Consider the following 13434-nt stretch of genomic DNA (forward strand, 5'->3'; position numbering starts at 1 on the left):
AGTGCGGATAAGGTTTTCCTCTTTTCTTGTACCCGCAGCTGGCGCTGATTCTTGAGAACCAGAAGGGCCGCTGCGAGGGCGATAATCCAGACATGGCTACCTTGATCGTTCGGCCCGACGTTTTTTGGGCAGTAGGGCCAGACATTCCCTGAGTGTGCGCTGGTTTGTGCAATGCTGGATCGGCGATTTGCCGATGCGTGGGTCGGATGCAGATAGGAACAGTTCCAGACGCTCCTTATCATAGACTTTTGCTGCAGCTTCTCGAAGTTCAGCCTGGCATGACAGTGCTTCGTTTTGTGCGCGAATTCTTGCGTGCCTTGCCTTTGTTGCTCGCTCGAGTTCCCCTCGCGCGTGCTGATAGGACAGATCATCAAGTCCGGCTTGGTCGATACGGCTCAGTTCTTCGTCATCTTCTGATGGTGCCGACAGCCAAGCATGGGCCTCATCTTCCAACTGCAATTGTGCTGCCTCGGTCAGGCTTTGCCGCCGGTTAGCAGCAGCGCGTAGCTTCCGATCTCGTTCGCGAATATGGGCACGTTCGACTTCGCCAGAGAGCGGCAGCCCAAGCAATCGGATTACGGCCGCGCCACCGTCGAACATGAGTTCAATTTGCCTGATGGCCCGCTCGAACTCGCGATAGATTTCGTCACCTTTCTGGCACAGGGCCTCCGGACAATCGCGAAATTCGCCCAGCGGTGCTTTTTCCCAAAGCTCCTGATTGAAACCGGCCTGTTCTGGAGCAGGAAGTTTGCTCATTATCGATCCAATTTGGCCGCGGAGATTTTCGAGGCGACGTTCATACGCCTGTCTGTGTCTTTCTCGCTCATGGAGTGCGTCAGCATAGTCCTCGTTTAGGCTGTAAGCTCCCTCCCGCGTCGGCGTGAGGTAGCCGTCCGCAACGAGCCAGTCGAAGAATGTCTCAATCGCTTCTTCAGGCACCCGGGCGCGAGGCCAAGTCTCGCGGAGCCGTGTGCGAACTGGCGACGGGATCGCTTGCCGGAATGCCGGAATGAGACAGTGATCAATGGCCCTCATTGCGTCTCTGACAGTGATTTCGTCGAAGCCGTGATATTCAAGTGCATTGGGATAGGTGAGATATTTCAGGATGAGCTCAGCCTGCCAAACCCGCTGGTCGACGCAGAAGCCGAGAGCCTGCGCATCAGACCAGTTAATCCCACCGAACTCTTGCATGATCCCGTCGACAAAGTCGGGCAGCTCTTGGTCAAATTCTGACTGATTGCGAATGGCTTGTGTGAGCGTGCGCACTGATCGCTCCAGTTGCTCTTTTGCGCGGCGTTCTTTCTCCTGCTCGGCCAATTCCAGCCGTTTGGCGCGCGCTTCTGCTTCCTTTGCCTTTCTGGCCTCGGCAGCCTCGATCCGGTTGCGCAGGCGCTCGTCAAATTTGGCCTGTTTGGCATTGCTAAGCCACTCCCTTGGCGCATCTGTCAGAAGTGCTTCTTCGACCGCTTGGCGGTCGGATGATGTTCGAAAGCGGCGAAGATCAATCTCGATTGCAGACAGATTGTCCCGGTGAAGAGTTTCGAGTTTGGCTTCCTCGCTGGCATGTGTGACGCGAACCTCGACAATCAGTTGTGCTCCACTTGCGGTTTCAAGAATTACGTCAGGCACGATTGTGCCAAGCCGCTTTTCGAGCCGTGTGTGTGCAAATTCATGGATTTTTGCAGGGCTTACCTCGTGTGTATTCCCATTGTGTTCGGCAATGACCGCCGGAATTACCAATCGCTTTTCTCGCTCAAGAACGTCCTTTGCCCAGATATGTGCGTTGGTTTCGGCGACGTGCTTGCAGCTCCCTCCCGCATTGTAGTGCGCGAAGTGATGCGCCTGTTTCTTGCCCTTCTTCGCAATCAGAACATGATCGCATGCAGGACACTGGCATTTGCAGGCAAGGCCGCGATCTACCTCGGAGATGTGTATCGTCTGGCCATCTGCGCCGACGCCATAGATCAGTTCGTCACTGAATCCCGAAAACGGGCTATGATCCTTGAATCCTAGTGGGTTCGGCTTGGACATGAAGTTGGTTCATCGCTTGATCTTGCGGCACTTCTTTTAGGCTTAATTCCGCTCTGGAAGCTATATTCACTCATGGGTCAGGCTGCCTTGCCAAGCGCCAATGCAATCTTGTCTCCGACCCGATCCGCAGCCTGTTTCATGGGATCATAGTCGATGTGGGCATAGATCATGGTCGAGCGCATGTTGGCATGGCCGAGGATAGCGCCGGTCATGGCAAGCGCTTCACCGCTCGATGTGGCGATCGCACCAATTGTGTGGCGCAATGTGTGCGGCGTTACGTCTTTCAGTCCGGCCTTGGCGACGATCTTGGGCCAGAGTTTCTTCGTTCCCTGGAAATAGCCTTCGCCACTATCGGCCGGGAAAACGTAGTCACTTCCGTCAGTTCGCGCGATAGAGCGCAGCATGGCTGCTGTTGCGCCGGACAGAGGGCGAACTGATTGTCCGGTTTTTGTGTCAGCAAGTCTCATAAGGCCACGCTCAAAATCGACTTCGTCCCATTTGAGCTCGACGATTTCCTGCCGGCGACAGCCGGTCAGGATCCAGAGGCGAGTGATGTTGAGCGCTTTGACATTCAAACCCTCTTCTTCCAGCGCATCGCAAGCTTCACCCAGCTTCCGCACTTCGGCGAGCGACAGGAAGCGGGTCCGGCGACCGTCGGTCTTTTTGACCACTGCCTTGTCACAAGGGTTGGCATCAACCAGCCCGCGACGCACGGCGAAACTGTACATGGCTGACAGATCACGGAAGACCTTGCGAGCGGCCCCGGGGCCGCCGCGCACGACGATGCGCTTGCGGTGCCCGACCTTCTCGTCTTTGCGGGACTTTCCCGTTTCAACGTCTCTGAAGAAGCGCTCGACATCGCCAGCATTCAGCTCGGTAATGCGCTTGTGCCCGATCAGCCGGACCACATGGTGGCGCAGACGGCCAATCGTATATTGCTTGGTCAGGGGCTTCATTGGCTCACCCTGGCGAATGCCGCGCTGGATGTAGCAGCCTTCCTCCTCATAGAGGTCAACCAGCGCGGCGATTTTCATTTCCCGTCGCTTGGAATTTCGTTCAGCTGCCGGATCTTCGCCGACAGCAATTTGTCCGAGGACCTTCTTGGCCTTCTTGCGGGCTTCCTCGACAGTCAGATTTCCGAAACGACCAATTGTTACAAAGCGCTGCGGCGCAGTACGACCGCCACCATCAGCACGGTATCGGACTACAAAGCTCTTTGTTCCGCTCGGTTCAATACGGACAGCAAAGCCTGCCAGATCGCTATCCCAGACTGTATAGCGCTTGGCTCCGGGTGCCGAAGAATCGACAATTGTCTTTGTCAGTCGAACTCTCAAATTTGCGGGCATTGGCGCGATATCCGGTTGGCCTCGGTCAACACATGGTCAACACCATGAGTGAAAACTGGCGGCTGGTTCTGGGATATCTATAGCGTAGGTGGCGCTAATAATCTATAATAAGATCAATCTATTATGGAGCATTCTGGCGTTCTGTAGCGTAGCACCGGAAAGGTGCATTGACAAGATTGCCAAGGTTGGGGTCGAGGGTTCGAATCCCTTCGCCCGCTCCATTGTTTCCAGATAAATTTAGCCTTGGCGGCCGCATTGCGGCGAGGTCGCTTGCCTCAGCCCGACAAACTGCCCGTAAAGATATGGCGCAGTTGCGAACCCACCAGTTCGAGCTGGCTGCACACGTCGGAATCGTAGCAGGTGCCATCCTGAGCGAAGGTCGAACCGTCCACCTTTAAAGCCGCGCCGAAAGGTGTCGGCCAGCCGCGCAGCGAGTGGACGATGGTGCGCAGGGTGATCATCGCGCTGGTTGCTGCCTGATGACCGAAGGCGGTGACGATCAGGCCGACCGGGCGGTCGTGGAGGTACACGCGCTCGTCCTGTGCAAGATCCTCGATGTAGTCGAGCGCGTTTTTCAGCACACCCGACACTGTGCCGTGATAGCCGGGCGAAGCGATGATGAGCGCGTCGCTCTGGCGGATCGCGTCGATCATCTCCCTGCCCGAGTCAGGCGTCCAGCCGGGTCCGCGATAGAACGGCAGGCTGCACATATAGGCGCCATCGAAAATGCGCACCTCTTCACCGCCGGTCGAGGCGGCATTGCAGGCGAGCCGTAATGCGGCCTCGGTGCTGCTGCCCGGGCGCGTGGTTCCGCCAATTCCGACAATCAGGCTCATGCGAAGCTGTCCTTATGCATGGCTTCCCCGCTGACACGCTTTGCCATCCCATTTCAAGGCGTGTGCCGGTCGAAAGGGTCGACAAAGGCGCGATCTCGGCTATGTCCGGACACCGCTCCTCCTCCCCCGGGGATTCGCCGAGATGATGCTAGCAGCATCTGGTACGTGACTGAATCTGAACGGAGCCGAATGACGTGACCGCCAATACCGTTGCCACCAAGCTGACAATTGCGCCCGAGCTGCTGCGCTTTATCGAGGATGAGGCGCTCCCCGGAACGGGAATTGCGTCGGACGCATTCTGGGCAGGTGCAGCGGATATCTTCGCCCGCTTCGCCCCGCGCAATCGCGAATTGCTGGCAAAGCGCGATGGCATTCAGGCGGCACTGGATGCGTGGCACAAGCAGAACCCCGGCCCCATCGCCGATATGAACGCCTATCGCGGGTTTTTGACCGAACTGGGCTATCTGGTGCCCGAGCCAGAGCCTTTCTCGGTCGACCCGCGCAATGTCGATGCGGAACTGGCAACGATTGCCGGGCCGCAGCTGGTGGTCCCGATCCTCAATGCACGCTTCCTGCTCAACGCGGCCAATGCGCGCTGGGGGAGCCTGTATGATGCGCTGTATGGCACCGATGCGATCCCGGGTGAGGCCGCTGGCGGCGGCTACGATCCCGAGCGCGGAGCCAAGGTGATCGCATGGGCGCGCCAATTCCTCGACGATGCCGTGCCGCTCGCCGGGGGCTCGTGGGCCGACTGGGATGGCAGCTCGCCCAAGCTGAGGAACCCCGACCAGCTCGTCGGTCATGCAAGCGACAATCTGCTGCTGGTCAACAATGGCCTGCATATCGAAGTCGTGATCGATCGGTCGCATCCCATCGGCAAGGACGATCCGGCGGGCGTGGCCGATGTGATTCTCGAAAGCGCGGTCTCCACGATCTGCGATTGCGAGGATTCGGTCGCCGCGGTCGATGCAGAGGACAAGGTCCTCGCCTATCGCAACTGGCTCGGCCTGATGAAGGGCGATCTCGAGGATACATTCGAGAAGAGCGGCAAGTCGGTAACGCGGAAACTCAATCCCGACCGGGCCTATACCGGGCCCGACGGATCGCCTGTCACCCTTCATGGCCGCAGCCTATTGCTGGTCCGTAATGTCGGGCATCTCATGACCAATCCCGCGATCCTGCTGCCCGATGGCAGCGAGGCACCCGAGGGGATCATGGATGCGATCTTCACCAGCCTGATCGCGCTGCACGATCTCAAGCGTAATGGCGGCGTCGGCAACAGCCGGACAGGTTCGGTGTATATCGTGAAGCCCAAGATGCATGGGCCGGAGGAATGCGCCTTCACCAACGACCTGTTCGATGCGGTGGAGGATCTGCTGGGGCTGGAACGCCATACGATCAAGGTCGGCGTGATGGACGAGGAACGCCGTACCAGCGCCAACCTGGCCGCCTGCATCCATGCGGTGAAGGACCGCATCATGTTCATCAACACCGGCTTTCTCGATCGTACCGGTGATGAGATGCACACGGCGATGCAGGCCGGCCCGATGCTGCGCAAGGGGGCAATAAAGAATACCCCATGGATCGCCGCCTACGAGGATCGCAACGTCCAGATCGGGCTCGCCTGCGGGCTTTCGGGCAAGGCACAGATCGGTAAGGGCATGTGGGCGATGCCTGACCGCATGGCCGATATGCTCGACCAGAAGATTGGCCACCCCAAGACCGGGGCGAACTGCGCCTGGGTGCCTTCGCCCACCGCGGCAACGCTCCACTCAACGCATTATCACACGGTCGATGTCTTTGCGCGGCAGGACGAACGGCGCGGCGAAGGCATCGCGCCGCTCGCCGACTTGCTGACAATCCCGGTCGCAGGCGGTATCAACTGGTCGGAAGATGAAGTGGTCGCCGAGCTGGAGAACAACGCGCAGGGCATCCTGGGCTATGTCGTGCGCTGGGTCGATCAGGGTGTCGGATGTTCGAAGGTGCCCGACATCCATGACGTCGGTCTGATGGAGGACCGCGCGACCTTGCGCATTTCATCGCAACACATCGCCAACTGGCTGCTGCACGGCGTCACCATACCAGAAGAAGTCGACGCAGTGATGCTGCGCATGGCAGCCAAGGTCGATGCGCAGAACGCGGGCGATCCGGCCTACCGTCCGATGGCAGCCGATCCGGCGGGCAGCCTTGCCTATCAGGCAGCGCGCGCCTTGGTGTTTGAAGGTTTGATGCAGCCCAATGGCTATACCGAACCGCTACTCCACCAATATCGCCTCAAGGTGAAAGCGCGGCACTAGAACCCTGCGTTAGAGGCGCGGCCGATCCACCGGTCGCTCCTCATGCACAACGGCCGTGTCGTGCGTGGCGACGTGCTCTGCGCCTTCCGCCCGTCCCTCGGCGCGCGCGGCACGGACTTCGGCATCATGCGCCCGGTCGCGTTCGCGCCAGCTGCCGAGCGTTCCGCGCACCTGCCCATAGGCGAAGACCATCAGCAGGCCACCGATGATCGCAAGGTTCTTGAGCGCCTGCTGCGCAACCTGCGGGTCGGTGATCTGATTGTGGAACAGCACGGTGACGAAGGCAGTGAAGCCGATCAGCACCACGGCTGCCAGCCTCGTCATGAAGCCGCTTGCCAGGACCAGGCCGGCAACGATCTCGAACACCCCGGCAGGCACGGCGAGCTGTCCTGAGAAAGTGGTATGTGCGCTGATGTATTGCGCCGTTCCCGCCGGATCCATCAGCTTGCCGATGCCCGCGAGCACAAACAGCACCGCAATGCAGATACGCCCGATAATTGCCGCCAAAGTCGCCATCACGCACTCTCCCCTTATTGCCTAACGCAATCCGCAACCTCGCGGCGGGTTCCGCGATGCCGCTTAAAGACGCGGTAGCGTCACCCCCCGCTGTCCCATATATTTGCCCGCCCGGTCGGCATAAGTGACCTCTGGCCGTTCATTGCCTTGCAGGAACAGGAATTGGCACGCGCCTTCATTGGCGTAGATTTTCGCCGGCAGCGGGGTGGTGTTGGAGAACTCCAGCGTCACATGGCCTTCCCAACCCGGTTCAAGCGGGGTGACGTTGACGATGATTCCGCAGCGAGCATATGTGCTCTTGCCAAGGCAGATCACCAGCACATCTTCCGGCACGCGAAAATATTCGACCGTGCGCGCCAGCGCGAAACTGTTGGGTGGGATTACGCAGACATCGGTCTTGCGATCGACGAAACTGGTGTCGGCGAAATTCTTCGGGTCGACCACCGCATTGTCGACGTTGGTGAATATCTTGAACTCGTCGGCGACGCGTGCGTCATAGCCATAGCTCGACAGGCCATAGGAGATGCAGCCGTCGCGGCGCTGCGCCTCGACGAAAGGTTCGATCATGCCGCGGCTCTCAGCCGCTTCGCGAATCCATCGGTCGTTGAGTATCGCCATGTCCGCTGTGATTGCCGAGCAGCGTCGCGCGGGCAAGCGCACCAATGCGCTTATCCGCCGACACTTGCACATTCGGTAAGCGCGAGATCTAGCCCGCCAGAAGCGTGGCGTTGCCTCCCGCTGCGGTCGTGTCGATGCATACGACCCGTTCGGTGGCAAAGCGCGCAACGTAATGAGGGCCGCCTGCCTTGGGTCCGGTGCCCGAAAGCCCTTCGCCGCCGAACGGCTGACTTTCGACGACCGCGCCGATCTGGTTGCGGTTCACATAGAAGTTCCCGACCCGTGCGCGCGCCTCAACCGTCCGACGGGTCGCCTCGATCCGGCTGTGAAGCCCCAGCGTCAGCCCGTAACCGACGGTGTTGATGTCATCGACGACCTGTTCGAGGCCGCTCGCCGGGAAACGCGCGACGTGCAGCACCGGTCCGAAATTCTCGCGCTTCAAATCGAGGATCGAATCGACCTCGATAATCGTCGGCGCGACAAAGCATCCATGCGCCAGCGATCCATCCAGCTTGCGCCGCCAGACCGTCGAGCCACCACGCTTGCGCCGCGCGATATGGCGTTCGAGCGCGGCCTTGGCATCGGGGTCGATCACCGGGCCAACATCGGTCGCAAGGTCTTCCGGATCGCCGATCGTCAATGCCTCGAAGGCGCCACGGATCATTTCCAGCATCTCGTCGGCAACGTCGTCCTGAAGGTACAGTACGCGCAAAGCCGAACAGCGCTGTCCCGCGCTCTGGAATGCGGAGGCGATGACGTCGCGCGTTACCTGCTCGGGCAACGCGGAGCTGTCGACGATCATCGCGTTCTGACCGCCGGTTTCGGCGATGAATGTGGCTATCGCGCCATCGCGAGCGGCCAGTGCGCGATTGATGGCGTGGGCGGTGTCCGTCGAGCCGGTAAAGGCAACCCCGGAAAGGCCCGGATCGGAAGTGATCCAGCCGCCGACGTCACCCGCTCCGGGCAGAAGTTGGAACACTTCGCGCGGAATGCCCGCATCATGGCACAGCTTGACCGCCAGCGAGGCGATCAGCGGAGTCTGTTCGGCAGGCTTGGCAACCACCGTATTGCCCGCTGCAAGCGCCGCCGCGGCCGGGCCGGTGAAGATCGCCAGCGGAAAGTTCCACGGACTGATCGTCGCGAAGACGCCGCGCCCAGCCAGCGTCAGCCGGTTCTCCTCACCCGTCGGCCCGGGCAGCAGCAGCGGACGGTCGAACATCGCGCGCGCTTCGTTGGCGTAATAGCGCAGGAAATCGACCGCCTCGCGCACTTCCAGCACGCCATCGACGAGCGACTTGCCCGCCTCACGCTGGCACAGGCTGATGAGTTCGTCAGTGTGCGCCTCGAAAGCATCGGCGGCGCGTTCAAGCAACACCGCTCGCTGAGACCCGCCCAGCGCGTTCCACGCAGGCTGCGCTTCCTTCGCACGCGCAATCGCCTCGCCCACTTCGGCCTGCAGCGTATCGCGCCGCGTGCCGACTTCGTGGCTCAGGTCCTGCGGCATGGTGATCGGCGCGGTTTCGCCTTCATGCGGATGGCGGAAGGTCGGTTCGGCGTGCCATTGGCGATCGTCGAGCTTGCGCAGCCGTTCGAGCAGCGGCTCGCGTACCAGCGGGTCGGCCAGGTCGACCCCGGCACTGTTGCGCCGTCCGGGGAAGATATCGGCGGGCAGCGGGATCGTGGGATTGCGCCGTGGTTCGAGCGCGGCCAGCTCGGCCACCGGGTCGCCCGCGAGGTCGACCGCCGGGACATCGGCATCGGCCATACGGTTGACGAAGGAACTATTGGCCCCGTTTTCGAGCAGGCGGCGCACCAGATATGCCAGCAGTTCCTTGTGCGAGCCGACCGGGGCATAGACGCGCACCGGCGTGCGGGCATTGCCTTCCAGCTTCGCGAGCGTTTCGTAAACATCTTCGCCCATGCCATGCAGGCGCTGGAATTCGAACCGGCCCTCCCGGTCATGCTCGGCAGCCAGCGCCTTGACCGAGCCGATGGTATAGGCGTTGTGCGTGGCAAAGGCCGGATAAAGATGATCGCCAGCTTCGAGCAGGATATTGGCGCAGGCGAGATAGGAAACGTCGGTCGCGACCTTGCGAGTGAACACCGGGAAATCCGTGTGGCCGCCCACCTGGCTCAGCTTGATCTCGGTGTCCCAATAAGCGCCCTTGACCAGCCGCACGAACAACCTGCGACCATGCCTTTCTGCCAGTTCCGCAGTCCAGCGGCACAGCGGCACGGCGCGCTTCTGGTAGGCCTGGATCGCAAGGCCGAAGCCGGTCCAGCCCGTTTCGGTGCCATTATCGAACAGCGCATCGTCGGCAACCAGCTGTTCGATGATGTCGAGCGAGATTTCGAGCCGTTCGGCCTCTTCGGCATCCACGGTGAAATGCATGTCGGCATCGCGCGCCTTGATCGCCAGCTCGCGAATGACGGGGACCAGCGCAGCCACGGCGGCATCGTGATGGAGGTAATCGTATTTGGGGTAAAGCGCCGACAGCTTCACCGAAACGCCGGGTGAAGTCGTAATGCCGCCGCGACATTCAGCGGCGAGGCGCTCGATCGCGCGTTCATAGGCTTGCCGATATTTTTCGGCATGGGGGAAGGTCATCGCCGCTTCGCCGAGCATGTCGTAGCTGTGCGTCAGCCCTTTCGCACGGTTGGGGGCGGCACGCTTCAACGCCTCGTCCATCGTCCGTCCGAACACAAATTGGCCGCCCAGAATGCGCATCGCCTGCAAGGTGGCCTTGCGGATCACTGGCTCGCCCAGCCGACCGACCGCGCGCTTGAGCGTGCTGCGCATCCCGCGCTGCGCCTCATGTGGGCGCTCCAGCACTTCGCCCGTCAGCATCAGCGAGAAGGTCGCCGCGTTGACGAAGGTAGAGCTGCTTTCCCCGAGGTGTTCAGCCCAGTCGATCTCGCCGATCTTGTCGCGGATCAGCGCATCGGCGGTCCGCGCATCGGGTACTCGCAGCAGCGCTTCGGCGAGGCACATCAATGCGATGCCCTCCTCGGTGCCGAGCCCGAACTGCTGCAGGAACGCGTCGATGCCGCTTGCCTTGCGTCGCCGCGCGCCTTCGATCAGCTGGATCGCCAGCGCCTGGGCCTTGTCGTGTAGAGCGCTTGCCGCCGCTGCTTCCTGCATCCGTTGGGCGACACACGCCTCCTCTTCCATGCGATAGGCCTGACGCATGGCAAGGCGATCGACAGCGGCGAGAGATGTGTTTTGCAGCATAAATGGTCCGGTCGGCAGGAGTGATCGAATCGTCCGCGCCCCTTGGACCGCCCGCAACGGGCGATCAAGCGAAGTCGGATCGCTCCGGCTGCTTCGCGAACCACGCCGAGATACGCGTGGTGCTTTCGGCGGGTAGATGCAGGCCCAGCTTGCTCCTCCGCCACAGCACGTCCTCGGCGCTACGTGCAAATTCAACGTCGCGCAGATAGGCGAGTTCCGCCTCGTAGAGATCGCCGCCGAAATGCGCGCCCAGATCGGCCAGCGATCGCGCCTTGCCGATCACCTCATCTATCCGCGTGCCATAGGCGCGGGCGAGTCTCTGCAGCATTTCGGGCGGCACCCAGTCGAACCGCTCGCTGGCCTGCCACAGGAATTGCGCAAAATCGTCCATCTCGCCTCCCGGAAGGCGGGATTGAGCTGTCCACGGTTTGCCGGGAAGGTGCCGCTTCAGCTTCTTGAGCGCATGTTCGGCCAGCCGCCGATGGGTGGTGAGCTTGCCGCCATAGATCGACAATACTGGCGCGCCCTTGCGCTCGTCCAGTTCGAACACATAGTCACGCGTAACGGTGGAATCGCGCGCGGCCTTGTCCTCATAGAGCGGGCGCACTCCGGCGTAGCTCCAGATGATTTCATCGCGCGCGATGCCGCTGCGAAACGCCCGCCCTGCTGCGGCGATGAGATAATCCATTTCCGCTTCGCTGATTTCGACTGTGTCGAGGTTATCCTCGTACAGCAGGTCGGTCGTACCGATCAGCGTGTAGTCGCGCTCATAGGGGATGGCGAAGACGATCCGCTTGTCGGGTTGTTGCAGGATGTAGGCATGATCGCCGGGGTATTTGCGCGGGACGACGATATGACTGCCTTTGACCAGCCGTAGATGCGCCTTGGTGCCGCGGCCGAGCGCCATCTGCGCCACCCCGTCGACCCATGGCCCGCTGGCGTTGACCAGCACCCTTGCTTCGACTGTTCGTTCATGCCCATCGCCGTCACGCAATTGCGCGCGCCAGCGGTCCGGCAGGCGCTCAAGCGCAACACATTCGCAACGCGTGGCGATTTCCGCGCCGCGTTCCTGCGCATCGAGCGCATTCAGCACCACCAGCCGCGCATCTTCGACCCAGCAGTCAGAATAGGCGAAACCGCGCGTAAAGCGGTCCTGCAAGACCGTGCGATGCGGCGGCTCGGTCAGCTTGACCGCGTCGCTCCCCGGAAGAGAGCGATGCCCGCCGATGTGATCGTAGAGAAACAGCCCCAGCCGCAGCATCCAGCGCGGGCGCATACCCCGATCGTAAGGCAGAACGAACCGCAGCGGCCAGATGATGTGCGGTGCGGCCTTCAGCAGCACCTCCCGCTCGTGCAGGGCTTCGGACACCAGCCGAAATTCGAACTGCTCAAGATAGCGCAATCCGCCGTGGATCAGCTTGGTACTGGCCGAGGAGGTATGCCCGGCCAGATCATCCTTTTCGCAAAGCATGACGGACAGGCCGCGTCCTGCGGCATCGCGCGCGATTGCGGTGCCGTTGACGCCCCCTCCGATGACGAGCAGGTCCAGAAGGTCATCTGTGGCCAAACAGTCTCCCCGCGACGGCATCGAGCTTGGTAATGAGGTCGGAATCGAACTTTTCCGGATTGGTAATGACCGCATCGTCGAGTGCGAAGTCGATCGGCGATGCAGGCCGCTCGGCGGGCAGCAGTGCGACCAGCTTTTCTATCGTCTTGCGCGCCAGTTCGGAGTTGTCCTGCATCTGCGCGACGATGGCATCGACGTTGACCGCCGCCTCGTCCTCGCGCCAGCTGTCCCAGTCGGTTACCATGGCGAGCAGGGCATAGGGCAATTCGGCCTCGCGGGCGAGCTTGGCCTCGGGCATTGCGGTCATGCCGACCAGATCGGCGCCCCACTGTCGATAGAGCCTGCTTTCCGCACGGGTCGAGAATTGCGGGCCTTCCATCGCGAGATAGGTCGCCTTGAGCGCAATATTGCCGCCGGCTTCGGCCACGGCCTCTGCGGCCTTGGCGGAGAGGCGCGGGCACACCGGATCGGCCATCGAGACATGGCCGACGAAGCCGCTACCGAAGAAACTGGATGCACGACCGCGGGTGAAATCGATGAACTGATCGACCGTAACGAAGGTGCCCGGAGCGAACTTGTCGTTGAGCGAACCGACCGAGGAAATAGCGAGGATATCCGTGCAGCCCGCGCGCTTGAGCGCATCGATATTGGCGCGCGCATCGATCGCTTCGGGCGCGATCCGATGGCCACGGCCGTGGCGCGGCAGGAAGCGCAGTTTCACATTGCCGATCCGCCCGCACAGAATCTCGTCCGAGGGTTCGCCCCAGGGCGATTTGACCGCAATCCACTGGGCATCTTCCAGCGCATCGATGGCATACAGCCCCGATCCACCGATAATGCCCAGCACCCATTCGTCGCTCATGCGACTCTCCTTAAACAATGCGCCGGTGGCCCCCGAAACCACCGCTCTGGCAGGCAGGTGTCTTAAACCGGTTGATAATCTGAGTTAAAGCAGTGGCCGCGCGTGTCCAGCCCGGTAACGCTCGGTCGA

The 13434-nt window shown here is 61.3% G+C and carries 9 protein-coding genes; 1 reads left to right on the forward strand and 8 read right to left on the reverse strand.

What is annotated here, in order from left to right:
* Nucleotides 1-96: 96 nt before the first annotated feature.
* The 3 genes from GRI58_RS10800 to GRI58_RS10810 form a co-directional block, all read right to left on the reverse strand.
* Nucleotides 97-2031 (reverse strand): competence protein CoiA family protein, encoded by a 1935-nt coding sequence (locus GRI58_RS10800; RefSeq protein WP_160753621.1) that lies wholly within the window; start codon nucleotides 2029-2031, stop codon nucleotides 97-99.
* 77 nt (nucleotides 2032-2108) lie between these two features.
* Nucleotides 2109-3365, reverse strand: coding sequence for a site-specific integrase (locus GRI58_RS10805; RefSeq protein WP_237452257.1), 1257 nt, complete (start codon nucleotides 3363-3365; stop codon nucleotides 2109-2111).
* Between the two features lie 287 nt (nucleotides 3366-3652).
* Nucleotides 3653-4213, reverse strand: a complete 561-nt coding sequence (locus GRI58_RS10810; protein ID WP_160753623.1) for an NADPH-dependent FMN reductase — start codon at nucleotides 4211-4213, stop codon at nucleotides 3653-3655.
* A gap of 194 nt (nucleotides 4214-4407) precedes the next feature.
* On the opposite strand from GRI58_RS10810, the gene GRI58_RS10815 reads away from it, so the two are divergent.
* Nucleotides 4408-6510: a malate synthase G gene (locus tag GRI58_RS10815; RefSeq protein ID WP_160753624.1), complete on the forward strand. Its 2103-nt coding sequence runs from the start codon at nucleotides 4408-4410 to the stop codon at nucleotides 6508-6510.
* 9 nt (nucleotides 6511-6519) lie between these two features.
* Here GRI58_RS10815 and GRI58_RS10820 read toward each other — a convergent pair whose 3' ends face one another.
* The 5 genes from GRI58_RS10820 to GRI58_RS10840 all read right to left on the reverse strand — a co-directional run bounded on the left by GRI58_RS10820 (nucleotide 6520) and on the right by GRI58_RS10840 (nucleotide 13305).
* Nucleotides 6520-7026 (reverse strand): DoxX family protein, encoded by a 507-nt coding sequence (locus GRI58_RS10820; protein WP_160753625.1) that lies wholly within the window; start codon nucleotides 7024-7026, stop codon nucleotides 6520-6522.
* A gap of 63 nt (nucleotides 7027-7089) precedes the next feature.
* A complete protein-coding gene (dcd, locus tag GRI58_RS10825) occupies nucleotides 7090-7644 on the reverse strand; it encodes a dCTP deaminase (RefSeq protein WP_160753626.1) in 555 nt (184 codons plus the stop codon).
* A gap of 88 nt (nucleotides 7645-7732) precedes the next feature.
* Nucleotides 7733-10876, reverse strand: a complete 3144-nt coding sequence (gene putA / locus GRI58_RS10830; protein WP_160753627.1) for a bifunctional proline dehydrogenase/L-glutamate gamma-semialdehyde dehydrogenase PutA — start codon at nucleotides 10874-10876, stop codon at nucleotides 7733-7735.
* 64 nt (nucleotides 10877-10940) lie between these two features.
* Nucleotides 10941-12464 (reverse strand): glycerol-3-phosphate dehydrogenase, encoded by a 1524-nt coding sequence (gene glpD / locus GRI58_RS10835; RefSeq protein WP_160753628.1) that lies wholly within the window; start codon nucleotides 12462-12464, stop codon nucleotides 10941-10943.
* Nucleotides 12430-13305 carry a phosphorylase family protein gene (locus GRI58_RS10840; RefSeq protein ID WP_160753629.1) on the reverse strand — a complete coding sequence of 292 codons (876 nt, stop codon included), beginning with the start codon at nucleotides 13303-13305 and terminating at the stop codon, nucleotides 12430-12432. Before GRI58_RS10840 ends, glpD begins: the two co-directional genes overlap by 35 nt.
* Nucleotides 13306-13434: the final 129 nt, after the last annotated feature.

Source organism: Qipengyuania algicida (assembly GCF_009828025.1).
In the GTDB taxonomy this organism is placed as follows: Bacteria; Pseudomonadota; Alphaproteobacteria; order Sphingomonadales; family Sphingomonadaceae; genus Qipengyuania; species Qipengyuania algicida.